General features: G+C 61.5%; 26 protein-coding genes. 7 read left to right on the forward strand and 19 right to left on the reverse strand.

Features of this window, described 5'->3' with window-relative positions; genetic code table 11:
* Positions 1–9: 9 nt before the first annotated feature.
* Both E0H22_RS22310 and E0H22_RS22315 read right to left on the reverse strand, forming a co-directional pair.
* Complete coding sequence (locus tag E0H22_RS22310) at positions 10–522, reverse strand: GNAT family N-acetyltransferase (protein ID WP_233023148.1); 513 nt, start codon at positions 520–522, stop codon at positions 10–12.
* Between the two features lie 61 nt (positions 523–583).
* Entirely contained in the window at positions 584–1,078 is a 495-nt protein-coding gene (locus tag E0H22_RS22315; protein ID WP_233023149.1) for an NUDIX domain-containing protein, read from the reverse strand.
* 110 nt (positions 1,079–1,188) lie between these two features.
* On the opposite strand from E0H22_RS22315, the gene E0H22_RS22320 reads away from it, so the two are divergent.
* The gene (locus E0H22_RS22320) at positions 1,189–2,073 is read left to right on the forward strand and encodes a metallophosphoesterase family protein (RefSeq protein ID WP_233023150.1); all 885 of its coding nucleotides are present in this window, start codon (positions 1,189–1,191) and stop codon (positions 2,071–2,073) included.
* Between the two features lie 109 nt (positions 2,074–2,182).
* Here E0H22_RS22320 and E0H22_RS22325 read toward each other — a convergent pair whose 3' ends face one another.
* Positions 2,183–2,740: a hypothetical protein gene (locus tag E0H22_RS22325; RefSeq protein WP_233023151.1), complete on the reverse strand. Its 558-nt coding sequence runs from the start codon at positions 2,738–2,740 to the stop codon at positions 2,183–2,185.
* 244 nt (positions 2,741–2,984) lie between these two features.
* On the reverse strand, positions 2,985–3,194 hold the full coding sequence (locus tag E0H22_RS22330) for a DUF4170 domain-containing protein (RefSeq protein WP_068733054.1): 210 nt from the start codon (positions 3,192–3,194) through the stop codon (positions 2,985–2,987).
* Positions 3,195–3,360: 166 nt separating this feature from the next.
* Here E0H22_RS22330 and E0H22_RS22335 point away from each other — a divergent pair, with 166 nt between their 5' ends.
* The 5 genes from E0H22_RS22335 to E0H22_RS22355 all read left to right on the forward strand — a co-directional run bounded on the left by E0H22_RS22335 (position 3,361) and on the right by E0H22_RS22355 (position 8,731).
* On the forward strand, positions 3,361–4,806 hold the full coding sequence (locus E0H22_RS22335; RefSeq protein WP_233023152.1) for a helix-turn-helix domain-containing protein: 1,446 nt from the start codon (positions 3,361–3,363) through the stop codon (positions 4,804–4,806).
* A gap of 182 nt (positions 4,807–4,988) precedes the next feature.
* Positions 4,989–5,339, forward strand: coding sequence for a DUF1330 domain-containing protein (locus E0H22_RS22340; RefSeq protein ID WP_233023153.1), 351 nt, complete (start codon positions 4,989–4,991; stop codon positions 5,337–5,339).
* Positions 5,340–5,471: 132 nt separating this feature from the next.
* Positions 5,472–6,701: a lytic murein transglycosylase gene (locus tag E0H22_RS22345; protein ID WP_233023154.1), complete on the forward strand. Its 1,230-nt coding sequence runs from the start codon at positions 5,472–5,474 to the stop codon at positions 6,699–6,701.
* 256 nt (positions 6,702–6,957) lie between these two features.
* A complete protein-coding gene (locus E0H22_RS22350) occupies positions 6,958–7,461 on the forward strand; it encodes a DUF1993 domain-containing protein (protein WP_233023155.1) in 504 nt (167 codons plus the stop codon).
* Between the two features lie 178 nt (positions 7,462–7,639).
* A complete protein-coding gene (locus tag E0H22_RS22355) occupies positions 7,640–8,731 on the forward strand; it encodes an alkene reductase (RefSeq protein WP_233023156.1) in 1,092 nt (363 codons plus the stop codon).
* 217 nt (positions 8,732–8,948) lie between these two features.
* Here E0H22_RS22355 and E0H22_RS22360 read toward each other — a convergent pair whose 3' ends face one another.
* The 3 genes from E0H22_RS22360 to E0H22_RS22370 form a co-directional block, all read right to left on the reverse strand.
* Positions 8,949–9,881, reverse strand: a complete 933-nt coding sequence (locus E0H22_RS22360; RefSeq protein ID WP_233023157.1) for a Bug family tripartite tricarboxylate transporter substrate binding protein — start codon at positions 9,879–9,881, stop codon at positions 8,949–8,951.
* Between the two features lie 116 nt (positions 9,882–9,997).
* Positions 9,998–10,900 carry a DUF1932 domain-containing protein gene (locus E0H22_RS22365; protein WP_233023158.1) on the reverse strand — a complete coding sequence of 301 codons (903 nt, stop codon included), beginning with the start codon at positions 10,898–10,900 and terminating at the stop codon, positions 9,998–10,000.
* 38 nt (positions 10,901–10,938) lie between these two features.
* Complete coding sequence (locus E0H22_RS22370; RefSeq protein WP_233023159.1) at positions 10,939–11,553, reverse strand: RraA family protein; 615 nt, start codon at positions 11,551–11,553, stop codon at positions 10,939–10,941.
* A 169-nt stretch (positions 11,554–11,722) separates the two neighbouring features.
* Between E0H22_RS22370 and E0H22_RS22375 the strand changes: the two genes are divergently transcribed.
* Positions 11,723–12,400: a GntR family transcriptional regulator gene (locus E0H22_RS22375; RefSeq protein WP_233023160.1), complete on the forward strand. Its 678-nt coding sequence runs from the start codon at positions 11,723–11,725 to the stop codon at positions 12,398–12,400.
* Between the two features lie 462 nt (positions 12,401–12,862).
* Here E0H22_RS22375 and E0H22_RS22380 read toward each other — a convergent pair whose 3' ends face one another.
* From E0H22_RS22380 to E0H22_RS22435, 12 genes are all read right to left on the reverse strand, one after another.
* Positions 12,863–14,608, reverse strand: a complete 1,746-nt coding sequence (locus E0H22_RS22380; protein WP_233026488.1) for an ABC transporter substrate-binding protein — start codon at positions 14,606–14,608, stop codon at positions 12,863–12,865.
* 103 nt (positions 14,609–14,711) lie between these two features.
* A complete protein-coding gene (locus E0H22_RS22385; protein ID WP_233023161.1) occupies positions 14,712–15,041 on the reverse strand; it encodes a DUF2160 domain-containing protein in 330 nt (109 codons plus the stop codon).
* 9 nt (positions 15,042–15,050) lie between these two features.
* Positions 15,051–15,860, reverse strand: a complete 810-nt coding sequence (locus E0H22_RS22390) for a carbohydrate ABC transporter permease (RefSeq protein WP_233023162.1) — start codon at positions 15,858–15,860, stop codon at positions 15,051–15,053.
* On the reverse strand, positions 15,857–16,759 hold the full coding sequence (locus E0H22_RS22395; RefSeq protein WP_233023163.1) for a carbohydrate ABC transporter permease: 903 nt from the start codon (positions 16,757–16,759) through the stop codon (positions 15,857–15,859). Before E0H22_RS22395 ends, E0H22_RS22390 begins: the two co-directional genes overlap by 4 nt.
* Positions 16,759–17,844 (reverse strand): ABC transporter ATP-binding protein, encoded by a 1,086-nt coding sequence (locus E0H22_RS22400; RefSeq protein ID WP_233023164.1) that lies wholly within the window; start codon positions 17,842–17,844, stop codon positions 16,759–16,761. The genes E0H22_RS22395 and E0H22_RS22400 overlap by 1 nt, the downstream gene beginning before the upstream one ends.
* Before the next feature lie 9 nt (positions 17,845–17,853).
* Positions 17,854–18,930, reverse strand: a complete 1,077-nt coding sequence (locus E0H22_RS22405; protein ID WP_233023165.1) for an ABC transporter ATP-binding protein — start codon at positions 18,928–18,930, stop codon at positions 17,854–17,856.
* Positions 18,927–20,459 (reverse strand): glycerol-3-phosphate dehydrogenase, encoded by a 1,533-nt coding sequence (gene glpD / locus E0H22_RS22410; protein WP_233023166.1) that lies wholly within the window; start codon positions 20,457–20,459, stop codon positions 18,927–18,929. Before glpD ends, E0H22_RS22405 begins: the two co-directional genes overlap by 4 nt.
* A 290-nt stretch (positions 20,460–20,749) precedes the next feature.
* Positions 20,750–21,547 (reverse strand): DeoR/GlpR family DNA-binding transcription regulator, encoded by a 798-nt coding sequence (locus E0H22_RS22415; protein ID WP_283818749.1) that lies wholly within the window; start codon positions 21,545–21,547, stop codon positions 20,750–20,752.
* Between the two features lie 120 nt (positions 21,548–21,667).
* A complete protein-coding gene (locus tag E0H22_RS22420) occupies positions 21,668–21,865 on the reverse strand; it encodes a hypothetical protein (protein WP_233023167.1) in 198 nt (65 codons plus the stop codon).
* A gap of 85 nt (positions 21,866–21,950) precedes the next feature.
* Complete coding sequence (locus E0H22_RS22425) at positions 21,951–22,382, reverse strand: acyl-CoA thioesterase (protein ID WP_233023168.1); 432 nt, start codon at positions 22,380–22,382, stop codon at positions 21,951–21,953.
* Positions 22,383–22,409: 27 nt separating this feature from the next.
* Entirely contained in the window at positions 22,410–24,503 is a 2,094-nt protein-coding gene (locus tag E0H22_RS22430; RefSeq protein ID WP_233023169.1) for a 3-hydroxyacyl-CoA dehydrogenase NAD-binding domain-containing protein, read from the reverse strand.
* Positions 24,504–24,511: 8 nt separating this feature from the next.
* Positions 24,512–25,795, reverse strand: a complete 1,284-nt coding sequence (locus E0H22_RS22435) for an acetyl-CoA C-acetyltransferase (RefSeq protein WP_233023170.1) — start codon at positions 25,793–25,795, stop codon at positions 24,512–24,514.
* Positions 25,796–25,860 lie beyond the last annotated feature (65 nt).

Below are 25,860 nucleotides of genomic sequence, written 5' to 3' on the forward strand. Positions count from 1 at the left end.
GTTGCGTAGTTACTTCGCCGCGTTCCAATCCGGCCTGACAGCACCGGCAATCCCGTCCGCTGCGCCATCCACCAGCTCCAGCACCAACAGACGCTTCTGGTCCACCGGCCCGGGCATGGTCACATCACCCTTCGGAATCGCCTTGAAGCCGACGCGACTGTAATAGGGCTCGTCGCCGACCAGCAGGATCAGCCTGTGTCCCTTGGCGCGCGCATCATGGATCGCACGGTCCAGCAGCTTGCGGCCGACCCCGCGGCTGCGGAATGGCGGCTCCACCGTCAGCGGCCCGAGCAGCAGCGCCGGCGTATCGCCGATGCAGATCGGCAACTGCCGCACCGATCCGACCAGCAGCGTGCCGATGCGCGCCGTGAAGGACAGATCGAGCAGATGGCTCACATGCTCGCGCAGCCGATAAGCAGACAGCACGAAACGGCCGGGGCCGAAAGTGCGGGCCACCAGCCGTTCGATCGGCTGGGCGTCATTGGCGGTTTCCGCCGCGATGATCAGATCGAGGTCACTCATGTCGGCCCGCGGGATAGCATCTGACAGCGGCGCGGTCCATCGCCGGTCTATTCAAGCCTTTTCAAGCCTTGGCCCGCCAGGTCGAGATCACGGGCTTGCCGTCGAAAATCTCTGCCAGCCGCTGGCGCGTCCCCTCGGTGGTGTCGTCAGGCAACGCGTCCAGCGTAAAGAAGCCGGTTTCGGCGATCTCGTTGTTCGGCTCCGGCATCCGGTCCTGATGGAAATCCCTGACCACATAGACCACCACATGATCGCGGATCGAGACGTGGCTGTTGAGGAACACGCCATGCAGAACCGGCTCGCCGGTGATTTCGATCCGCCCCTCCTCGCGCAGCTCCATGTCCAGCGCCTCGCGAAAGGTCTGGCCGACCTCGACGCCGCCGCCAGGCAAATACCAGCCGGCGACATAGGTATGCCGGACAAGAAACACGCGATTGTCTGCATCGACAACCACCGCGCGCACGCCCAGCGTCATGCCGCGGGCGAAGCGGAAATACAGATGCACGACTCTGCGGAGGGTCGGCTCCAGCCGCTGGCGCAAGGTCGGCCTGGTCATTGCAGTCGTCCTCGTCGGGCCACGCGGCTTCGTCCTTGCGTCATCGCCGCCACCTTGCCAAAAACGGACAGGGCTTCACAACCATATGACCGGCGACTGCTTAGCAAACGATGACCGCATTCACCCTCGCGCATCTGTCCGACCCGCATGTGCCGCCGATGCCCGACCCGGAATGGCGCGAATTGCTCAGCCAGCGCGTGCTCGGCTATATCAACTGGAAGCGCAACCGGCATCAATATCACCGCCGCGACATGCTCGATGTGCTGGTCGCGGACATGCATGCGCAAGCGCCCGACCACATCGCCGTCACCGGCGATCTCGTCAATCTTGCGCTCAAGGCCGAATTCCCACGCGCACGGCGGTGGATCGAGGCGGTCGGCAAGCCTGATGCTGTCTCGCTGGTGCCGGGCAATCACGACGCCTATGTACGCGGTGCGCCGGAGACATTCGCGGAGACCTTTGGCGACTATATGCGCAGCGATGACGCCACGACGCCGACCTTCCCTTACCTGCGTATTCGCGAACCGGTGGCGCTCATCGGGGTGTCGTCGAGCGTTCCGACCGCGCCTTTCATGGCGACCGGCTGGCTCGGCAATGCGCAGCTCGAGGCGCTCGACCGCCTGCTGGCAAGCCTCGCCGATACCCATCTGTTTCGCGTGCTGCTGATCCACCATCCGCTGCGCTCGGACAAATGGATGAAGCGGCTGACCGATTCCCATGCGCTGCAGGCGCTGCTCAAGCGCCACGGCGTCGAACTGATCCTGCAGGGTCACGACCACATCCACTCGACCATGTGGTTCGACGGTCCGCAGCGCCGCATCCCGGCCATCGGCGTACCGTCGGCCTCATCGCTCGCGCACGGCCACAAACCGGCGGCAGCATATAATATGTTCGCCATCGAACGCGACGGCGAGCGCTGGCGCTGCGAGCAGACCGTGCGCGGCTTCGGCGACGGCAATATGGTGCATGAGCTGAAGCGGACGTTACTGGTGTAACGCTCCGCCGTCATTGAGAGGAGCGTAGCGACGGAGCAATCCACAAGCCAAAAACTGGATTGCTTCGCCCAAACGGCTTTGCAATTCGTCAGGGTTCGCAACGACGGGACTAGTGTCCGCGCATCGAGACGAACAGCGCCAGGGCGAACAGCCCGATTGCACCGACCACAACTCCGAGCACGAACGGCCAAAACCTGCTGCGTTGCCGCACCACCGGCACCGGCTTCGCCTCCGGCGGCGGCGTGGCCGTCGCCAGCACATGTTCACGCTCGATCATGCGGCGCGCGATGTAATCGGTCACCGCCTTCACCATCGTCGGAACGTCATGCGATTCAGCGAGCACCTTACGGCCGAAACGGGTGTCCTGCACGAGGCGGTACATCCGCTTGTCGCGCCCCATGACCACATGCGCGATCATGTCGATCCACAGCCGCGGGGCGTCGCCCTGGCTGATGCCGCGATCGAACAATTCGATATCATGCGGAATTTCACCGAACAGCGGATCGAGCGCCTCGTTGAGAATGTCGAGCCGGGCCATTTCGGCATCGCGGAGATCGACCACGACCCCGGTCCGGTCTGCGGCCTCGATCCGGGCCTGCCGAAGCGCGTCGCGCAGCCGCTTCGGCTGGGCGTCGTTGGCCGCATTGTTCACGCCGCTTGCCACCATCGCAACTCCGCTTCACGCCTGTGCGCCCCACCGGATTAACCTACCAGTAACTGTAAGTGACCGAAAGGGCGTTCATTTCCAGAGACTTGGCTTCAGATGCTTGGCTTCAAGGAGCTGGCTCCAGAGCTTTGGCGCAGACGCGAAACGGCCCCACCCGGTTGGGCCGGATGGGGCCACTCGCGACTTGGGCGTTTCCCGTGAGGCTGGGCTGCGGCGCTCTTGGGGGCAAGCCGCAAGCTCAAACTTAAGCGACTTGGCGGCTCGGCTCTTCCACGATCGAGAAGCGAACGCCGGCGCGGTGACGGTTTTCCTCCGACACGGTCTTCCAGGCTTCCTCGGCCTGCTTGCGGGTCTTGAACGGGCCCTGAACCTGGGCGGACCCCTCGACCAGCTTATGGAAGTTCATCGAGCCGAATTCGCCGCCGATGACCCAGAAATTGCTGCCGTGTGACATGTCGTTCTCCTCAGATTTCTCTTACATTCGTGACATGCGCGTCGCATTCACCGTGTGAAGAGATAACGACAAACGCAGCGAAATCGCCAGATGGCTTGTGTTTGAATGGTGATGCGATGTAACATCATCACTTGTCACAAATGTCATAATGTCACGATTGTAAATCATGGCCGCTGAGACCAGCAAAAAACTGTTTGTCGGCCCCCGTTTCCGCCGGATCCGGCAGCAATTGGGCCTGTCGCAGACCCAGATGGCCGAGGGGCTGGGCATTTCGCCGAGCTACATCAACCTGATCGAACGCAACCAGCGGCCCGTGACAGCGCAGCTATTGCTGCGCCTGGCCGAGACCTACGATCTCGACCTGCGCGACCTCGCCACCGCCGATGAGGACCGCTTCTTCGCGGAGCTGAACGAGATTTTTTCCGACCCGCTGTTCCGGCAGATCGATCTGCCGAAACAGGAGCTGCGCGATCTCGCGGAGCTATGCCCCGGCGTCACGCATTCGCTGCAACGGCTCTATGCCGCCTATACCGAAGCGCGGCGCGGCGAGACGATGGTGGCGGCGCAAATGGCGGATCGTCACGACGGCGCGTCCTATGAGGGCAACCCGATCGAGCGCGTGCGCGATCTGATCGAGGCCAACCGCAATTACTTTCCGGAACTGGAAACGGCGGCGGAGGCGCTACGCGACGAAATCAATGTGCCATCGCAGGATCTGTTTGCGGCACTCGCTGCACGCCTGCGGGACAAATATTCGATCGTCACGCGCATCATGCCCGTAGACGTCATGCGCGAGACGTTGCGGCGATTCGACCGGCATCGCCGGCAGCTTCTGATTTCCGAGATGGTGGATGCGCCTGGCCGCGCATTTCAGGTCGCCCTCCAGATCGGGCTGGTCGAGTGCTCATCGAATTTCGAGAGCATCATCAGCCGCGCCGGGCCGCTCGCCGATACGCAGCGCCGGCTCTATCGCATTACGCTCGCGAATTATTTCGCAGCGGCCGTGCTGATGCCTTATGCGGCGTTTCACGCCGCAGCGGAAGCGCTGAGCTATGACGTGCAGGTGCTCGGTCAGCGCTTCAATGTCGGCTTCGAGCAGATCTGCCATCGTCTCACCACCCTGCAGCGGCCGAATGCGCGCGGCGTTCCATTCTTCATGCTGCGCGTGGACAATGCCGGCAATGTCTCGAAACGTTTTTCGTCGGGCACATTTCCGTTCTCGAAATTCGGCGGCACCTGCCCGCTGTGGAACGTGCACTCAACCTTCGATACGCCGGACCGCCTGCTGCAGCAGGTCATCGAACTGCCCGACGGCAACCGCTACTTCTCCATCGCGCAGACGCTGCGCCGCTCGCCCGCACCGCATCCACATCTCCAGCCGCGCTTCGCCATCGGCCTCGGCTGCGAGATTCGTCATGCTAGCAAACTGGTTTATTCAGCGGGGCTCGATCTGGAAAAAGCCGAGGAGACGCCGATCGGCGTGAACTGCCGGCTGTGCGAACGCGAAAATTGCAGCCAGCGCGCGGAGCCGCCGATTACACGAACGCTCCTTCTCGACGAGAACACACGGCGGGTGTCGAGCTTTGCATTCAGCAACGCACGGGAGATCTAGCGGGAAGCGGCTTTTCATTATTTTTAGCCGGGTAATATTGACATCCGAATTATACCCGGACATTAATCGCGCCTTCTCGATTGAAAGGACGCATCGTGCCCATCCCTCCGCCTTGTTATCTCGAACCCACGCAGGCCAATGGCCGACGCTTTGTCCGTCGGGAATTTGTGGGCAATCTCGTCATGCTGAACCTTCTCAGATTCCGGGAGATTGCCGATTACACCGCTCATCCCGAGCTTGCGCCGCCTTCACCGATCAGCGGATCGAGCGCCTTCGATTGCTATATCCGCCACACATTGCCGATCCTGCGCGCGACCGGCGGCGATCTGATCTTCCTTGGTGCCGGCGGCTCGTTCCTGATCGGCCCCGAGGACGAGCATTGGGACAGCGTGATGCTGGTCCGCCAGCAGAGCGTGGCCGCCTTTCTGGATTTCGCCGAGAACCAGGCCTATCTCGCCGGCCTCGGTCATCGCACCGCCGCCCTGCAGGACTCGCGCTTGCTCCCCCTTGATGAGCGACCTTTGGCGGCCTAGCCCGGTGCCGCAATCGCCGCAAAGCGAAGTATCGTCATGGCCGGGACTTGACCCGGCCATGACGGCTTGCTTGCTGGCCGGGACGAAACGCGAAGATGCTCGGCGCGAGCATGCGATAACGAGGTGCGGTCGATGGTGCGACGATCTATGCGATCCGGACTTCTGCTTGCCGCTACCGTGCTGCTGTCTCTCGCCTCCCCCGCCTCCGCCCAGCGCGGCGCTTCCTGCCATGGCGGGCAGAGCTTCGATCAATTCCTGGCCGGGCTGAAGCAGCAAGCCGTCGCCGCCGGTGTCTCGCAGCGGGCGATAGCGGAAGCGGCGCCCTATCTCGTTTACGACCGGGGGATCGTCAATCGCGACCGCGGGCAGCGGGTGTTCGGGCAACTGTTCACACAGTTCGCCGGCCGTATGGCGGCGGATTACCGGATGCAGAACGGGCAACTGAAGATCAGGCAACATGCCACCGCTTTCGCCCGCGCCGAGAAGGAATATGGTGTGCCGCCCGCCGTGATCGCGGCATTCTGGGCGCTGGAGAGTGACTTCGGCGTGCAGATGGGCAATCTGCAGACGCTGCGCTCGCTGGTGTCGCTGGCCTATGACTGCCGGCGCTCGAAAATGTTTCAGGACGAGACCATCGCGGCGCTGAAAATCATCGATCGCGGCGACCTGTCGCCGGCCGAGATGATCGGCTCATGGGCCGGCGAACTCGGCCAGACGCAGTTTCTGCCGACACATTACTTCAACTATGCCGTGGACTATGACGGTGACGGCCACCGCAACCTGCTGCGTAGCCCGGCCGACGTGATCGGCTCTACCGCGCATTACATCTCCGCCGGGTTGAAGTGGCGTCGCGGCGAGCCATGGCTGCAGGAGGTTCGCGTCGGCGATAACATTCCATGGGATCAGGCCGACCTCACTATCAAACTATCGCGCGCCAAATGGGCGTCGTTCGGCGTGAGCTATCCCGATGGCCGGCCGCTGCCCAAGGACGACATGCCGGCCTCGCTGCTGCTGCCGATGGGACGACATGGACCGGCCTTCCTCGCTTACGCGAATTTCGCGGCCTACACCGAATGGAATAACTCGCTGATCTATTCGACCACCGCCGCCTATCTCGCCACGCGCATCGCCGGGGCTTCCAGGATGCGGGCGCCTTCGGCGCCAGTGGCGCAGCTCTCGCATAACGAGCTGCGCGAGCTGCAGCAGCAGCTGGTCCGGCGCGGCTTCAATGTCGGCAAGGTGGACGGCATTCTCGGCCAGCAGAGCCGTAGCGCTGTGAAGGCCATGCAGGTCAAGTTCGGCCTGCCCGCGGATTCCTGGCCAACAGCGGAGTTGTTGGCGGCGCTGAAGACGGGGCAGTGAGACGCACGATTGTCCTCGCCCGGCTTGGCCTGGCGATCCAGTCAATACCGGCTGCAGCAGTTCATCACTGCCGTCCGTGTCTACTGGATCACCCGCTTTCGCGGGTGACGACAAGTGGGACTGGCACCTGATAAATTTCTTCTCTTTTCTGATGCCGGGGCGGTTGAATTCGGTCGACCACGCCCCAAGTCCATGCAGCAGCATCTTTCTCGGTCCCACTGCTGTACCGTCAAACGCATCACAAAAGAGCATGTCCATGCCATTCTATGATTCTGTCGTCCCCGCTTATCTGCAGATGCTGGGCACCATGTCAGCGGGCCTGCGAAAGGCCGAAGCCTATGCGGCGGCGAAGAAAATCGAGCCGGCAGTGCTGCTCGGCACGCGCCTGTTCCCGGACATGCTGCCGCTGAGCCGGCAGGTTCAGCTTGCCTGCGATTTTGCCACCAAAGGCAGCGCGCGGCTTTCAGGAAGCGAGGTACCGTCGGTGCCTGACACCGAAACGACGTTCGAAGAACTGCAACAGCGCATCGCTGGGACCGTGGACTATCTGAAAACCTTCAAGCCAGAACAGTTCGAGGGCGGTGAGCTCAGAGAGATCACCTTCCCGACCGGACCTGGCAAGACCACCACGCTCACCGGCCAGCAGTTCCTCACCAGCTTCTCGTTGCCGAGCTTCTATTTCCATGTGGTCACTGCCCACGACATCCTGCGCATGAGCGGCGTGGACGTGGGCAAGCGTGATTATCTCGGCGCCAACTGAGCCATGACGCGGAGAGGACAGTTTTGCGTGTGTCACTCCTCCAGCGATACGAGCATTGTCCGATCCGCATCCATTCAGCGCTAAAATTCTTTCATCGCATGCGCAGCTTCAATCGCCTTGCCAAGTGAGTTTGCAGTGCGCAACTCCATCACACTGATCCCCTTCCGGAGCCTTCCTGATGAGCACGTCCAAACTTTTCGAGCCCTATAAACTCGGCAACATCACGCTGAGCAATCGCACCGCAATGGCACCGCTGACGCGCAATCGCGCGCTGCCCGGCTTCGTGCCCGGTCCACTTGCTGCTGAGTATTACGCACAGCGCGCCAGCGCGGGCCTGCTGATCACCGAAGCCAGCCAGATCTCGCAACAGGGACAGGGTTATCAGGACACTCCCGGCATCTACACGCCCGAGCAGGTTGCCGGTTGGAAGAAGGTCACCGAAGCCGTGCATGCCAAAGGCGGCCACATCTTCATCCAGCTCTGGCATGTCGGCCGCATCTCGCATACCAGCCTGCAGCCGAATGGCGGCAAGCCGGTTTCGGCCTCGGCGATCGCCGCGAAGACCAAGACCTTTGTCAATAATGCTTTTACCGACGTCTCCGAACCACGTGCGCTCGAACTCGCAGAAATTCCCGGCCTGATCGATGACTACAAGCGCGCCGCGAGGAATGCAGCCGAGGCCGGCTTCGACGGTGTCGAGATTCACGCGGCCAACGGCTATCTGCTTGAGCAGTTCGCCCGCGCGAGCACCAACAAGCGCACCGATGCCTATGGCGGCTCCATCGAGAACCGTTCGAAGCTGATCCTCGAAGTGGCGCAGGCCGTGAGCAAAGAGATTGGCAGCGACAAGACCGGCATCCGCATCTCGCCGGTGACGCCCGCCAATGACGCGGCCATCGACGATGACGCGCAAAAGCTGTTCGACCACATCACCGACGGGCTGAGCGCCGAGAAACTGGTCTATCTGCATGTGGTGGAAGGTGCCACCGGCGGTCCGCGCGACAACGCGCCGTTCGACTATGCCAGCCTGCGCAAGCGCTTCCAGGGCACCTATATCGCCAATAACGGCTTCGACTTCACGCTCGCTGAGAAACAGCTGGCAGCCGGCGCAGCGGACCTGATCGCCTTCGGCAAGCCATTCATCTCGAATCCGGATCTGGTGGAACGGCTCAAGACGGGTGCGCCACTGAACGATTGGGACAAGAACACGTTCTATGGCGGCGGCGCAAAGGGATACACAGACTACCCGACACTGGCGGCAGCGAAGTAAGAGCTGCGGAGCAACACGTCGTCATCCCGACGTGCGACGCTCGACCGGCTAGCATGACTCGCTGCACCTTCTCAGAAGCAGAATGCAAGCGTCGAGCGGGCCATTGCTTCAAGAATCTGGCTCGGCGATCCCGAATAGAAGATCGCCGAGCTAGCTCATTTACGATTTCAACCGATCATCAGCATGGATGCGCCGACGGAACCGACAGAGCATCGTCTTACTCAGCCTTGGCTCCGGTCTCATGAACAATTCTGGCCCATCGAACAGCCTCGGCTTGCATGTAGTCGGCATAGTCTTTGTCGGTCCCGCCGAGTACGATCGAACCGAGCTCCACGAGGCGCCTCTTCACCTCGGGTGACTGCAATGTTCTTTCCAACGCACTCGACAGTTTCCTGCTCACTTCCTTCGGTGTGTCGGCCGGAACGAGGAGACCCTGCCAGGCGCCTATGTCCATCGTTTGCAGGCCGAATGCTTCGCGCATGGTAGGGACATTGGGAAGTTGCGGAATGCGCTGCGGGTGGGTAACGGCAACCGCTTTCAACGACCCGCTGTCCAGATGCGAGGAGATTTCATTGATCGGCAGGAACATAAACTGCACGGAGCCGCCGAGCATATCCGTAATTGCCGGCGCGCTGCCACGATACGCCACATGGGTTGCCTTCGTTCCGGTCTCCTTGAGGAACAGCGCGCCAGCAAGATGAAGCAGCGCACCGCGCCCCGACGACGCGTAGTTGACCTTGCCATCCTGTTCCTTGAGCCACGCGACCAGCTCGGCAGGGTTGGTCGTGGGGACCGACTTGCTGACGACCAACACGAGCGGAATGGTTGCGGTCAACGAGATCGGTTCGAAGTCCTTCGCTTGAAATCCCGGATTCGCATAGACCGAAGGCGCAAGCGCGACAGCAGAGGTCGCATAGAAAATGGAGTATCCGTCCGGAGCCGACTTCTTTGCCTCGACTGCGCCGAGATTTCCTCCGGCGCCGCCCTTGTTCTCGATAACGATTGAACCACCGAGTTCGGCACCAAGCTTTTGACCGACGATGCGGGCATTGATGTCTGCCGAGCCGCCGGGAGCAAAGGCAACAATCATCCGCACCGGGCGCGTCGGATAGTCGTCCGCTGCTTGCAAGGGAGTTTGAGCGACGATCACAACGGCTGTGACGCCGATCAGACGCCGTGCAAGATCAGTAAGTCTGGTCATGTCGATTTTCCTCCCCGGAACAGAATTGACCGTCTCGTTCTAACGAAGATCGGCCGGTCTAACGGTCAAACCGCTTTCATCTTGGCTGCGATGGCGTCGATCGCTGCCTTGTGGTCAGACGGCTCGATTCCCTTGCAATCGTCCTTCAGCCCGAGATCGGCCTTCCACCGCAGTCGCGCGGCGACGGCGCGGGCCATGACCGGCTCGATACCAGCGTCTGCCACCGCTTCCGCCGACATTTCGAGTTCTTCCGCCCGTCGTTTGGCGTGGATAATCCCGGATGGAATCAAGCTCTCCACCGTATCCATCCATGGTCGTGCCAGGGTCTTCGATGCGGAGGCGAGAACGATCTCGTCGATGCCATAGTGGCGCGCTGCGAGAAGCATTTCATCGGTCAGCGCTTCGATGCCCTTGATCAGCACCGAGCGAAGAATCTTGATTCCCGAAGCCCGGCCGAGCTCGTCACCGACGAATTCGATCCGCATGCCCCACGGATTGAGCAGATCGCGCACGCGCTCGCCGGCCGCGCCGCTCGACAGGATCGGCATCGCATATCCGTTTTTCGGCGTGCCCTCGATCGAGGCGTCGCCGATCAATGCGCCGGTAGCCGTCAGGCGCTGCGCGACACCCATCTTGATTTTCGGCGTCGCTGAAGCGAAGTCGACAAAGGTATGGCGCGATGTCAGACAGGGTGCGAAAGCTGCGGCGCTTTCGAGCGACACCGATCCCGGCGTCACGCTGACGATCACATCGGCTGCGTCGGCGAGTTCCTGATTCGAGTGAACCAGCGTCACCCCTGCTTGTTCGGCCCGCTGCTGGATCAGGCCACTGTAAGGGCCATCGAACGCGTATTTATCGTAGCAATGTATCGCGTCGAGCCCGGCCTTGCGAAGCCCCGCCCCGAGCGTACTTCCGATCTCGCCATAACCGACGAGACCCAGCCTGAACTGAACACGAGCTTCCGCCATCATTTCCTCCCTGAATTCGTGGCGTTTCGTCGATGGCGTTACTTGGCGTATGCGCCTTTGTAGGTGCCATCCCGCACGCTTTGCAGGATCATCTCTTCCTTGTCCGCCTGAGCCTGCACTGCCTTCAGAAGATCGCCGGCAACGGATGGCGGAAACGCGACGACGCCGTCTTCGTCACCGACGACGATGTCGCCGGGGTTGACGACCATGCCGCCAATCGCGACGGGGACGTTCATTGCGCCGGGACCATTCTTGTAGGGGCCGCGATGAATCGCAGCGCGTGCGAAAACGGGAAAGTCCGAGCTGGAAAGGATAGCTGCGTCGCGCACGGCACCGTCGATCACCAGACCAGCCGCACCCCGCGTCTGTGCAATCAAGGCCATGATCTCACCGACCAGTGCCCGGCTGGTGTCGCCACCGCCATCGACAACCAGAACATCGCCCGGCTGAAACAGATCGAGCGCCTGATGGATCGTGCGGTTGTCACCGGATGCCGTTTTGATCGTGAAGGCCACGCCAGCCATCACACCACCGCGGTAAAAATGGCGAAGGCCAACCGCACCGGGCAGACGATCCAGATTGTCGCTGATCAAGGCTGTCGGCGTCGCGCTGAACAGCGCAGCAATGTCCCTTGCGGAGGCTGAGGCCTGCATGTGTTTTCTCCCTTGGAAGAGAAAGTACAAAAATAATACAATAAGTCAATATCACCCATGAAAACGTCTATAATATTGGATTTTTAGTACGAAAAACAAACAATTCTGTTCCTGTGGACTTTGCTCTAAATGGTTTTTGGTGAATGGTTTTCGGGGGTAGGACGCCTGGATGGGACGAGGCCAAGACAAAGCGTACGATATCTTGCGGCAACGCTTGGTCGGCGGACACTACTTGCCCGGGTTTCATCTGCGTGAAGAAGCACTGGCCCTGGAGTTCGATGTCAGCCGGACACCCATACGCGCTGCGCTCAAGCGGCTGGTCGAGGATGGCCTAGCAACCGCAGATGCCGGTCAGGGCGTGCATGTCGCGACCTGGAGCGAAGCGGATATCGAAGAGACTTTCCAGATTCGCATTCTGCTCGAACCACATGCTGCTGAACTCGCAGTCCAGCGTGGCGGCGATGCTCTCGTCGCACGTCTGGAGGCCTGCAACGCGAAAATGGAGCAGGCCATCGCACAGCACGGCGCCGTCGCGGTCATTCAGGAAACAAATCGAGATTTTCATCAGACATTGCTGGAATTCTCCGGGGCTCCGCGGCTGCGGGCAATCCTTCAGCCGATGATCGACATGCCCATCGTCATACGGTCGTTCTTTCTCTATTCGCCAGACGAGTTGACACAGAGTCTCAATCATCATCGCGACATTACATTTGCCGCACGTGCAAGGGACGGCTTGCTCGGTATGAACGCGATGCAATTACATCTGCGGATGTCACACGCGCGCGTGTTGCGCCATCGTCGAGACATGTCTGCCGGTGCTCGTCGGCAATCTCCGGAGAACGGCTGATACTTCACTCTCAACCCGCCGCTGAACAAGACCGGCAGGCCGACATTCTATGGCGACGGCGCGAAAGCTACACGGATTACCCGAAGCTGACTGCCGCGAAGTAAAGCCACGGCGTTTCCATACGCTCAGACTGTCATCCCCCGCGAAAGCGGGGGATCCAGGCGACACGGCTCCTCAGTCAAAGCACTACTGCTTTCGTTTACTGGATCACCCGCTTTCGCGGGTGATGACAAACGAAAGTAGCGTGAAGACATCCACGAAATGAAAAGGCCGGGATTGCTCCCGGCCTTTTTGTTTTGTTCGAGCAACACACTCTCTCCTCATCCGGAGGAGCGGCATCTTCGCCGCGTCTCCTTGCGAATGGCGAAGCCATTCGCTGGGGATGCGTCCCACACTCCCTCATGGTTCGAGACGGCGCCAAAGAGGCGCCTCCTCACCATGAGGGCCACGTGGAAGCTCGCCTCAATTCGCCGAGGCGCGCTTTTGCGGAGGTGTCGCGGGCCACGACTTGATCAGTGTATCGTAGTCCACTGTCTCGCCTTTCGGCTTCTCGTTCGCCAGCTTACGCTGGGGCGCGATATTGCCGTCCTTCGCGGACTTGTTGTACCAGAATTCCGCGCTCTCTTTCTTGTTGAGCTTCGGTCCGCATTCGCCCTGAACCTTGGAGCGTTCAAGACGTTCGAGCACCGAATCCTGCGCCGCGGCCAGCGAGTCCATGGCCTGCTGCGGGGTCTTCGCACCGGACGACGCATCGCCGATGTTCTGCCACCACAACTGCGCCAGCTTCGGATAGTCCGGGATGTTGTTGCCGGTCGGCGACCACTGCACACGGGCCGGTGAGCGATAGAACTCGACCAGACCGCCAAGCTTCGGCGCGCGCTCGGTGAACGACTTGTCCCAGATATCACTTTCGCGGATGAAGGTGAGACCGACATGGCTCTTCTTCAGCGACACCGACTTCGAGGTGATGAACTGCAGATAGAGCCAGGCCGCCTTGCGGCGATCCGGCGGCGTCGACTTGAGCAGCGTGCCCGAACCGACGTCCTGATAGCCGAGCTTCATGCCTTCCTTCCAATAGGCCCCCTTCGGCGAAGGAGCCATGCGCCACTTCGGCGTGCCATCGGCATTCACCACCGGCAGACCCGGCTTCACCATGTCGGCGGTGAAAGCGGTGTACCAGAACATCTGCTGGGCGATATTGCCCTGCGCCGGTACCGGGCCGGACTCAGAGAAGGTCATGCCCTGCGCCTGCGGCGGTGCGTACTTCTTCATCCAGTCGAGATACTTGACGATCGAATAGACGGCGGCCGGCCCGTTGGTGTCGCCGCCACGCTCGATCGAGGAGCCGACCGGGCGGCAGCCTTCCATGCGGATGCCCCATTCATCGACGGGCAGACCGTTCGGAAGGCCCTTGTCGCCATTGCCAGCCATCGACAGCCAGGCGTCGGTGAAACGCCAGCCGAGCGACGGGTCCTTCTTGCCATAGTCCATATGGCCATAGACCTTGACGCCGTTGATTTCCTTGATGTCGTTGGTGAAGAAATCAGCGATGTCTTCATAGGCCGACCAGTTCACGGGCACGCCGAGATCGTAACCATATTTGGCCTTGAACTTGGCCTTGTATTCGGGATTGGTGAACCAGTCGTACCGGAACCAGTAAAGGTTGGCGAATTGCTGGTCGGGCAGCTGGTACATCTTCTTGTCCGGCGCAGTCGTGAAAGACGTGCCGATGAAGTCGTTGACATCGAGCGTCGGGCTGGTGACGTCCTTGCCTTCGCCGGTCATATAATCCGACAGCGCGATGGTCTGGCCATAACGGAAATGCGTGCCGATCAGATCGCTATCGTTGATCCAGCCGTCATAGACATTCTTGCCGGACTGCATCTGCGTCTGCAGCTTCTCGACCACGTCACCTTCCTGGATCAAGTCGTGCTTCAGCTTGATACCGGTGATTTCCGAAAAAGCCTTCGCGAGCGTGCGCGATTCATATTCATGCGTGGTGATGGTTTCAGAGACGACATTGATCTCCATGCCCTTGAACGGCGCAGCGGCCTTCTCGAACCACTGCAGTTCCTTGAGCTGTTCGGCCTTGGACAGCGTCGAGGGCTGGAATTCATTGTCGATCCATTTCTGGATGGTGGCGTCATCCGCCCTGGCCGGCGCTGCAAGCAACGCGGTGGCGGCGATCAGCGCACAAGCGCTGGTCATCATGATGCGGCGCGTCGGACGACGGGCCTGAGTGGTCAGGTGCCTCATTACTTCCTCCCGTTTGTTCAGGCCGGGATTATCCCGTACCTGCAGTTCAGACAGGTCAGACGGTGCGGAAAATCCCCACCGCCGCGACCAGCGAAATCAGCGTTGCGAACCAGAGATTCGAAATTTCATAGCCTTCCTCGCCGACCGGCAGCGTCGCGATCGCATCCGAGCCGATGAATCCGATCCACAGCAGGTGGATGACCGCGGCCGTGATCAACGACAGGAACAGACGATCACCACGTGTGGTCGGGATGCGCAGAATGCCGATACGCTCGGCTTCGGGATAACGCACGGCGAGTACGGTCATGGTGCCGAGCATAATCGCTATCGCCACGAAGAAGATCGCGGTCGGCGGCGTCCAGGCCATCCATGCAATGTGATCCATAATCGCCTCCTAGACGCGGCCCAGCGCGAAGCCGCGCGCGATGTAGTTGCGGACGAACCAGATGACGAGAGCCCCAGGGATGATGGTGAGGACGCCCGCCGCTGCTAAGAGCCCCCAATCCATGCCTGAGGCCGACACCGTGCGCGTCATGATCGCCGAGATCGGCTTGGCGTTGACGGAGGTCAATGTGCGCGCGAGCAGCAGCTCAACCCAGGAAAACATGAAACAGAAAAATGCGGCAACGCCGATGCCCGAGGCGATCAACGGCATCAGGATCTTTACGAAGAATTTTGGAAACGAATAGCCGTCGAGAAACGCGGTCTCATCGATCTCGCGGGGCACACCAGACACGAAGCCTTCAAGAATCCAGACAGCAAGCGGCACATTGAATAGGCAATGTGCCAGCGCCACGGCCCAGGGCGTATCGAACAGGCCGACGGCCGAATAGAGATTGAAGAAGGGCAGCGCGAACACCGCAGGCGGCGCCATGCGGTTCGACAGCAGCCAGAAGAACAGATGCTTGTCGCCAAGAAAGCGATAGCGCGAGAAGGCGTAGGCCGCCGGCAGCGCGAAGGAGATCGACAGCACCGTGTTGATGATCACGTATTTCAGCGAATTGATATAGCCGGAGTACCAGCTCTCGTCCGTAAAGATACGGATGTAATTCTCAAGCGTCGGCTTGTGCGGCCACAGGGTCATGGTCGAGACAATCTCGCCATTCTCCTTGAAGCTCATATTGACGAGCCAGTAGATCGGCAGCAGCAGGAAGATCAGGAACAGCGTCAAGATGATGCGACGACCGGGAATGGAGTGATTCATGCCGCGCCCTCCGTCTTGCTGCGATCGGCTCCCGCATTGGTCATCACCGTGTAGAACACCCAGCAGACGATCAGCACGATCAGATTATAGACCAGCGACAGCGCCGCCGCCTTGCCGAGATCGAACTGACCGAGCGCGATCTTGACAAGTTCGATGGAGACGAAGGTGGTCGAATTGCCGGGCCCACCGCCGGTGACGACAAAGGGCTCGGTATAGATCATGAAGCTGTCCATGAAGCGCAGCAGAACGCCGATCAGCAGCACGCGGTTAAGCTTCGGCAACTGGATGGCGCGAAAGACCGCCCAGCGTGAGGCGCCGTCGATCTGCGCCGCCTGATAGTAGGCGTCGGGAATCGATTTCAGGCCGGCATAGCACAGCAGCGCAACGAGGCTGGTCCAGTGCCAGACATCCATGACGATGACCGTGGCCCAGGCATCGAACTCGTTCGAGACGTAATTGTAGTCGAAGCCGAGGGAGTTCAGCGTATAGCCGAGCAGGCCGATATCGGGACGACCGAAGATCTGCCAGATGGTGCCGACCACATTCCATGGGATGAGCAACGGCAGCGCGAGAATCACGAGGCAGGCGGCGACGCGCCAGCCCTCGCGCGGCATCGACAACGCAACGATGATACCGAGCGGCACTTCGATCGCCAGGATGATCGCGGAGAAAGCGAGATTGCGCACCAGGGACGCCAGGAAGCGGCCACCGAGATCGCTGGAGGGATCGAGCAACTCCTTGAACCAGCCGACGCCATTCCAGAAGAACTGATTGTTGCCGAACGTATCCTGGACCGAGTAATTCACCACCGTCATCAGCGGCAACACCGCCGAAAAGGCGACGATGAGGAAAACCGGCAGGACAAGAAACCAGGCCTTGTTGTTGAGGGTCTTGTCCATCACTGCGCCCCCTCGACAAGACGGCTGTCCGCATAAACGTGCACCCGCGCGGAATCGAACACTAGCCCGACATTGTCGCCGGAGACCGAGAAACCGTCCGGCACACGGGCCGCGAATCTCACGCCGCCGACGCGAACCCGGGCGAACCGGATACGACCGAGGTCATCGATGCGTTCGATCTGTGCCGTGAGAAGATCGGGCGCGGGCGTTGCCACATGAACGAATTCGGGGCGAACGCCGATCTCGATCTTCGCGCCGGATGGCAGCGCGTCATAGCTGCGGTCGAGACCGATGGTATGACTGCCAATCCGCACCTGCCGGCCGCTCACCTCGGCAGGAACGATATTCATGCCGGGAGAGCCGATGAAGTAGCCGACAAATGTATGCGCGGGCTTGTCGAACAGCTCCTGCGGCGTACCGGACTGCACGACGCGGCCGTCATGCATCACGACCACAGTGTCGGCGAAGGTCAACGCCTCGGTCTGGTCATGAGTCACGTAGATCATGGTGAGATCCAGCGCACGGTGCAGCGCCTTCAGCTTGGAGCGCAGCTCCCATTTCAGCGCGGGATCGATCACCGTCAGCGGCTCGTCGAACAGCACGGCGGCAACGTCCGAGCGCACCAGGCCGCGGCCGAGCGAGATCTTCTGCTTGGCGTCAGGTGTCAGCCGCGTCGCCTTGCGATTGAGATAAGGCGTGAGATCGAGCAACTCGCCGATCTCGGCGACACGGGCGTCGATCTTTGGCTTCGGCATCCCGCGATTCCTGAGCGGGAAGGCAAGATTTTCGCCCACCGTCATGGTGTCGTAGATCACCGGAAACTGGAACACCTGCGCGATGTTGCGCTTCTGGGTCGGCAGCGGCGTGATGTCATTGCCGTCGAACAGGATCTGGCCACGGGTCGGCGAGATGATGCCGGAGATGAGATTCAACAGTGTCGTCTTGCCGCAACCGGATGGGCCGAGCAGCGCATAGGCGCCGCCCTGCCGCCAGGTCATGGAGATCGGCTTCAACGCAAACGATTCCGGATCGGCATCGTTGCCGCTGTAGGATTGCGCGAGATCGACAAGATCGATGCGGGCCATAATGTGCTCCTACATCGCGGGCGCGGCGACCAGACGGTCGCTGCTGTCGAAGATGAAGATATTGGCGGGATCGAGCACGGCGTCGAGCTTGTCGCCAGGCGCGAACTCATGGATACCGGACAGCACCGAGACCCAGTCCGACTGACCGTGCTTCACATGAATGAAACTCTCGGAACCGGTGATTTCAGTCACGGTCACTTCGGCGGGGAAGACGTGGGCGCCCGTTGCGGCCCGAGCGACACCGAGTTGATGGGCGCGGAAGCCAACGCTATAGCGGCCGTCAGCGAGCGCCGCATAGAGCCCGCTCGCCGGCGCATTGACGCCTCCGGCATATTGCACGCCATCGCCCCTCTTCTCGATATCCACCGCATTCAGCGGCGGGTCGGAAAATACCTCGGCGACTTTCAGCGTGCCCGGCCGGCGATAGACCTTCGGCGTATCGCCGAACTGCAGCACTTCGCCTTCCCACAAGCAGGCGGTGCGGCCGCCGAGCAGCAGCGCCTCGGACGGTTCGGTGGTCGCATAGACGAAGATCGCGCCGGACGCCTCGAAGATTTTGGGCAGTTCGGTGCGTAATTCCTCACGGAGCTTGTAGTCGAGATTGGCGAGCGGCTCGTCGAGCAGCACGAGGTCGGCACCCTTGACCAGCGCGCGCGCGATCGCGGTGCGTTGCTGCTGGCCACCGGAGAGCTGCAGCGGTGTGCGCTTGAGATACGGCTCGAGCTTGAGCAGCGCCGCCGCCTCGCGCACGCGCGTCTCGATCTCGGCCTTCGGTTTGCCCCGCACGCGCAGCGGCGACGCGATGTTTTCATAAACCGTAAGCGAGGGGTAATTGATGAACTGCTGATAGACCATCGCCACCGAACGCTTGCGGATGTCGATGCCGGTGACATCCTTGCCATCCACCAGCACGCGGCCTTGCGCCGGTTTGTCGAGGCCTGCGAGCAGCCGCATGATCGAGGTCTTGCCGGCCAGCGTCGGCCCGAGCAACACGCTGAGGCTACCGCGCTCAAGGGTCAGCGAGACGTCGCGAATGGTCGGCACGCCGTCCACCATCTGCGAGACATGATCGAGCGTCACGCTCATACGCGCGCTCCCGTGTCCGCTGCTGTATCCCGATGGGCGACGAGCCATTCGTCGAGCGCCACGACTTCCTCCGCTGACAATCGCAGGCCGAGTTTGGAGCGCCGCCAGACGATGTCTTCGGCGCTTACGGCCCATTCCTGGGTCATCAGATAGCGCACCTCGCGCTCGGTCAATGTGGCACCGAAGTCGCGACCGAGATCGGAAGCGGATTTCGCATGCGCGAGAAGTTTAGCGGCGCGCGTGCCATAGGCATGGACCAGCCGGCTCGCATGCGCAGCCGCAAGAAACGGATAGTCGCGGCTGATTTCGCCGATCAGCGCATCGACAGAGGAGACATCGACATCGCCGCCGGGCAACGGCGCCTCCGCGGTCCAGCCTTCTTTCGCCTTGTCGCCCTTCAGATAGGGCGACAGCTTCTGCAGCGCTTCTTCGGCAAGTCGGCGATAGGTGGTGATCTTGCCGCCATAGATCGACAGCAGCGGCGCACCGCCGAGCAGATCGAGCTCGAAAACATAATCGCGCGTGGCCGCTTTGGCGTCGCTGGCGCCGTCGTCATAAAGCGGACGGACGCCGGAATAGGTCCAGACGACGTCGTCGGCCAGCACGGGTTTTGCGAAATACTCGCTGACGGAACTGCAGAGATAGGCGATCTCATCCGGCGTGATTTTCACATCGGCGGGATCGCCGTGATAGTCGACATCGGTGGTGCCGATCAGGGTGAAATCGTTCTGATAGGGAATCGCGAAGACGATGCGCCCGTCGGCATTCTGGAAGATATAGGCGCGATCATGCGCGTACAGCTTCGGCACGACGATGTGCGAGCCCTGCACCAGCCGTACCTTCGCTCGGGCATTCACACCGGCGCCGACGGCAAGGACGTTCTCCACCCATGGCCCGCCGGCATTGACCAGCGTCCGCGCGCTGATTGTCTCGCGCTCACGCGTGAGCACGTTCTCGACCGTCACCCGCCAGATGCCGTCGGCTTGACGTATTTCGACGGCGCGGCTGCGGGTGCGGATTTCGGCGCCGCGATCGGCGGCATCGCGCGCGGTGAGCACGACGAGGCGGGCATCATCAACGAAGCAGTCGGAATATTCGAAACCGCGATGGAAGCGGCCGGGCGCCAGCGGCTTGCCGGTCTCGTCCTTCGACAGATCGAGCGTGCGCGTGGCTGGCAGCAGTTTACGGCCGCCGATGTGATCGTAGAGGAACAGGCCGAGACGCAACAGCCACGCCGGCCGCAGTCCGGCATGATGCGGCAGCACGAAGCGCAGGGGGCTGATGATATGCGGCGCGATCGCCCACAACACCTCGCGCTCGAGCAACGCATGGCGGACCAGCTTGAAGTCGTAATACTCGAGATAGCGCAGGCCGCCATGGATCAGCTTGGTCGACCAGGACGAGGTCCCTGACGCCAGATCCTTCATCTCGCAGAGGAATACGGAATTACCGCGACCAACGGCATCGCGGGCGATCCCGCAGCCATTTACGCCGCCACCAATGATTGCAAGGTCGTAAACCTGACCCACCCGGCTTCCCCTTACGCGCCAATTATCTGGCGCCACTACGGTCGCGCCATCTTCGCTTTCAGCGATTTTGCTTTCGCTTTTGATTAAAGCACAAGAGAAAACGAAAGCAATGGGTGTTTTTAGGGTTTCAAATGCGATTTTGCAGCGGTATCGGGCTGGTCCGGGCGCAGCTTGTCATCCTCGCGAAAGCGGGGATCCAGTAGACACAGGCTTGGATGATTGAACCGACCCGGCAATGCCTTCTGGGTTGCCCGGTCGAACCGGCAACGACAGCCAGGACCAGGGAGCTTCTACCCCTCCTCCGCCTCGTCATCCGCCCCCGGCAGCGCTTCGATCACCTTCACCCCGCGGCTCCTGCAGATCTCCTGCAAAGCAGGCGGCAAGGTCGTATCGGTGACAAACGTATGAATCTGGCTGAGATGGGCGATGCGCACGGCCGCGCTCCGGCGCAGCTTGGTGCTGTCGCAAACCAGCATGACGCTGCGGGCATTGGCGATGATCGCCTGGGCCGCCTGCACCTCGCGATAGTCGAAATCGAGCAGCGCCCCCTCTTCATCGATCGCCGAGGCGCCGATGATGGCGTAATCCACCTTGAACTGACCGATCAGCTTGATCGCCGTCGAACCGGTCACGGCGCCATCGGCCCGGCGGACCGTGCCGCCGGCGACGATCACTTCGATATGCGGATGTCGATACAGCATCATCGCAACATTGAGGTTATTGGTGATGACGAGCAGGTTCTCGTGATCCGTCAGCGCATTCGCGACTTCCTCTGTCGTCGTGCCGATATTGATAAACAGCGACGAACCGTTGGGTATTTGCGCCGCGGCGGCGGCGCCGATCGCCTTCTTCTCTTCTGCGGCCACGAAACGGCGGGCTTCGTAAGCCAGATTTTCCACGCCGGACGCAACGATGGCGCCACCGTGGATGCGCGTGAGCAGACGCTGGTCGCAGAGATCGTTGAGATCCTTGCGAATGGTCTGCGCCGACACCTCGAAGCGACGGACCAGATCATCCACCATCACGCGGCCGAAGGCGCGCGCATGATTGAGAATTTCGGATTGGCGATGAGAAAGGCCAGACGTCACATCAACACCTCATGAATGATTTCCATGGTGCTGATGTTGGCGGTATGGGTCAACGCTCTGCGTGTCCCGGCTCTGCGGAGCAGCGCCAAAGCGCTGCACCGCGTCGGAACACGAACGAGGTTAAGCTGCGGTGACAGTCTCCTGCGCGCCTTGGGCGAACTGGAAGGCAGCCCGCTCGGCCTCGCGCGCGTTTCGGAAGATCCGGCCATCCATCCCGTTGAAACGATGCGACGCGGCAAAAAAGCGGAAACCTTCCGGATCGCGCACCACGATGCCGGCTGCCTGTGACGAGACTTCAATGATGTATGTGTCTGACATGGCGGCCCCTTTCGCAATAGGCGATGCATATTCCGGGCCACTAACGGAGATGGCGGTAAATCGTTCCCGCCGAGCTCTCGAATCCTTATGCCGTGATTGCCGCATCCGGCTTTTTGATCGGTTGCGGACGGCCATTCTCGTCAATGGAAACGAAGGTGAAATTGCCATCGGTCACCAAAATCGGCGCGCTTTCGTTGCGACGGAGCACCCAAGCCTCGATATGCACGGTGAGCGACGTGCGGCCCATCCGCACCAGATTTGCATGCACCGACACAACATCACCGACGTGAACGGCCTTGCGAAAGGTCATCGCCTCGATGGCGACCGTGACGGTGCGGGTCCTGGCGACCTTGGCGGCAAAGATGCCTCCGCCGAGATCCATCTGGCTCAGCAGCCAACCGCCAAAGATATCACCATTGGCGTTGGTGTCCGCCGGCATCGCCACGGTGCGAATGGTGAGATCGCCGGTGGGTTCCGTGTCGAGACCGGTGGCGGGCTGATTCGGTGATTCAGTCATGAGCAGACGGTGCCTGAACTTGAGTCATTAGGTAAATGTCTCCCAGCCCGCGTCCGGCGCGAAGCGATCGCCAAACTTGTCGGCCAGCGCACGCAGCGTCGCCGCCACGTTGTCGGGGCCGCGGCTGCGGGCATAGTTCAACGGACCGCCGCGGAACGGCGCATAGCCGGTGCCGAAGATCATCGCCCCATCCACCACATCGGGATCGTTAACGATACCTTCACGCAAGCAGGCGACGCAGACATTGGAAATCGGCAACACCAGCCGGTCGATCATCTCCTGCGAAGGCCGCGCGGTGGCGGCGGCTGCGGAACTCTTCTCAGCCTTGCCGTCCTTCCAGACGTAAAACCCCTTGCCGGTCTTCTTGCCGAGCTCGCCGCGACTGACTTTTTCCCGCAACCAAGCCGGCGTGGGCGGCAGGAGATCTCCGAATTTGGAGCGCAGCATATCGCCGACGGCCATGCAGATATCGAGGCCGACCTGGTCGGCCAACTCGATCGGCCCCATGGGCATGCCGAACTGCTCGGCGGCGGCGTCGATGGTTTCCTTGTCTACCTTCTCGTCGAGCAGCATCATCGCTTCCAGCATGTAAGGCGTGAGCGCGCGATTGACGAGGAACCCCGGCGACGACTTGACCGGCAGCGGCAGGCGATCGATGGCGCCGACAAAGGCCGTGGCGCGCTTCAGCATGTCCTGATCAACGCCGTCATGGCTGACGACCTCGACAAGCTGCAGACGCGACACCGGATTGAAGAAATGCAGGCCGAGCAGCCGCTCCGGCCGCGCCAAAGAGCTGCGCAGGTCCTGCAGCGGAATGCTCGACGTGTTGGTGGCGAGGATCGCATCCGGCTTCATGCGCGGCTCTAAACCGGCATAGACCTTCTGCTTGAGATCGAGCTTCTCCGGCACCGCCTCGATGATGAGATCGGCATTGCGCACGCCCTCTCCATCGATGTCCGGGATGAGCCGGTCCAGCGTGTCGCGCTGGTCGGTCGGTTTGCGGATAATTTTAGCATAGAGATCGGCGGCACGCCCGATCGCACCGGCCAATGGTCCCGGCTTCATGTCGGCGAGCGTGACGCGCAGGCCCTGATGCGCGCACCATGCGGCGATATCGCCGCCCATGGCGCCGGCGCCAATGACATGGACATGCCTGATCGTGTTGCCGCCACCTGCGAGCTTTTTCATCGCCTCCCGCAGGAAGAAGACGCGGATCAGGTTCTGCGCCGTGGTCGTGACCATCAGCCGGGCGAAGGAGCCTTGCTCGGCCTTCAGCATCGCCGCGCGGTCGCCGCCATGTTTCTCCCACAGATCGATCAGCGCATAGGGCGCGGGATAGTGTTCGCGTGGTGCCTGTTTCGCAGCCTCCGCCACCATGCGCGAGGCGAGAAAGCCGCGCACAGGGGAAAAGTTCAGCAGCGGTATCAGGGGCGACGGCCTCGCCCGCTTGAGGCGACCGAACACCGCTTCCTTCACCGCATTGCGGACGTGACGCTCCTCGGTGACGGCGTCAACGAGGCCGATGGCCTTCGCCTTGCGCGCATCGATGGTCTTGCCGGTCAGCATCATCGGCATCGCCTGCAGCGGCGAGACCAGATGCGTAAAGCGCGCGGTACCGCCAAGGCCGGGATGCAGGCCGAGCATCACTTCCGGGAAGCCGAAGCGCGCGCCGTCGATGGCCACGCGCATCTGGCAGGCGAGCACGATTTCGAGGCCGCCACCAAGGCAGAAGCCGTGGATCACCGCGACGGTCGGGATTTTCAGCGCCTCGAAGCGATCGACCACCGCATGGGCACGGGCGATCTGCGCCTCGATGGCAACGGGATCGCTGCCGCGAAATTCATTGATATCGGCGCCGGCGATGAAACCGGAGGTTTTTGCCGAACGGATGACGATGCCGGTCGGGCGCTGGCTCTCCAGCGCCGTCAGCACCATGTCGAATTCCAGCAGCACCTCTTCGGAGAGCGTATTGGCGCTGGCGTCCGCCCGGTCGAACAGCAGCCATGCGACGCCATCACCGTCGCGGGTGAGCTTGAAATTGCGATAGCTGCCTGACGTATCGGGCGTCGGCCCGAGTTCGAGGGTGCGGTCCTTGAGAGCGTCCAAGATTCTGCTTTCCATGACGCGCCTCACACCCTCTCGATCAACATCGCACCGCCGAGCCCGCCGCCGATACATTCGGTGGCGATGCCGCGCCTGGTGCCGAGCCGCTTCATGGCATTGACGAGATGCAGCACGATGCGGTTGCCGGACGTGCCGACGGGATGGCCGAGGCTGATGGCGCCGCCATCGACATTCAGCTTCGCGTGGTCGATCTCGCCGGCCGCGCCGTCGAGGCCAAGCACCTCGCGACAGAACTTCTCATCCTTCCATGCCGCAAGACAGCCGAGCACCTGCGTGGCGAAGGCCTCGTTCAGCTCCCAGGTCTCGATATCGTGGATGGTCATGTTGTTGCGCTTGAGCAGGTCATGCGACGAAAGCACCGGGCCGAGGCCCATGATGGACGGATCGAGCGCCGACCACTGGCTGTCGATGATGACGGCCTTCGGCGTCAGCTTATGTTTTGCCACGGCTTCTTCCGAAGCAAGAATCACCCAGGAGGCGCCATCGGTGATCTGGCTGGAATTGCCGGCGGTGACCTGGCCCCATGGCCGCTCGAACACCGGCTTCAACATAGCCAGCTTGTCCGGTGACGAATCCGGCCGTACGCCGTCATCGTGATCGTAAAACTGGCCCTTGCGATCGAAGGCAGTTTCCACTTCGCCTTTCAGCCAGCCGTTCTCCTGCGCACGCGCAAGCCGCTTGTGGCTTTCCGAAGCATAGGCATCGGCCTGCTGGCGGGTGATGCCGAACAGATGACCGACCTTCTCGGCGGTCTGGCCCATATTGAGATCGGTGATGGGATCGGTGAGACCGCGCTCAAGGCCGATCACAGGTTTGAAGAAAGCCGGCCGGGCCTTAGCGAGCGCCGCGAGCTTGGCGAGCGGACCTTTCGCCATTGCAAGACCGGCGAACCAGCGCACGCCATTCTGCGGCCACACCAGCGGCGCGTGGCTGAGCGCCTCTGCGCCACCTGCCAGGATCAGATCTGCATTGCCATCGCGAATATAGCGATAGCCGGTGTCGATGGATTGCATGCCGGAGCCGCAATTGATCTGCACGGTGAAGGCCACCATGCGCTCGCCCATGCCGAGCCGGAGCGCGGCGACACGGGCGGGATTCATCTCGTCGGCGATGACATTGACGCAGCCGAGGATCACCTGATCGAAGGCGTCGGGCACAAAAGGCTGCCGCGCCAGCAGCGGGCGGCCGCATTGCACGGCGAGATCGACGGGCGTGAACGGGCCGGGGCCGCTGCGCGCCTTCAGAAACGGCGTGCGGCTGCCATCGACGATGTAGACTGGTCTTGCCATTTAGTGCCCTGCCCCTCTGTATCCCGAACGCGATGCAATGCGATGCATTGCTTCGCAGAGCCGGG

The organism is Rhodopseudomonas boonkerdii (genome assembly GCF_021184025.1).
Lineage (GTDB): Bacteria > Pseudomonadota > Alphaproteobacteria > Rhizobiales > Xanthobacteraceae > Tardiphaga > Tardiphaga boonkerdii.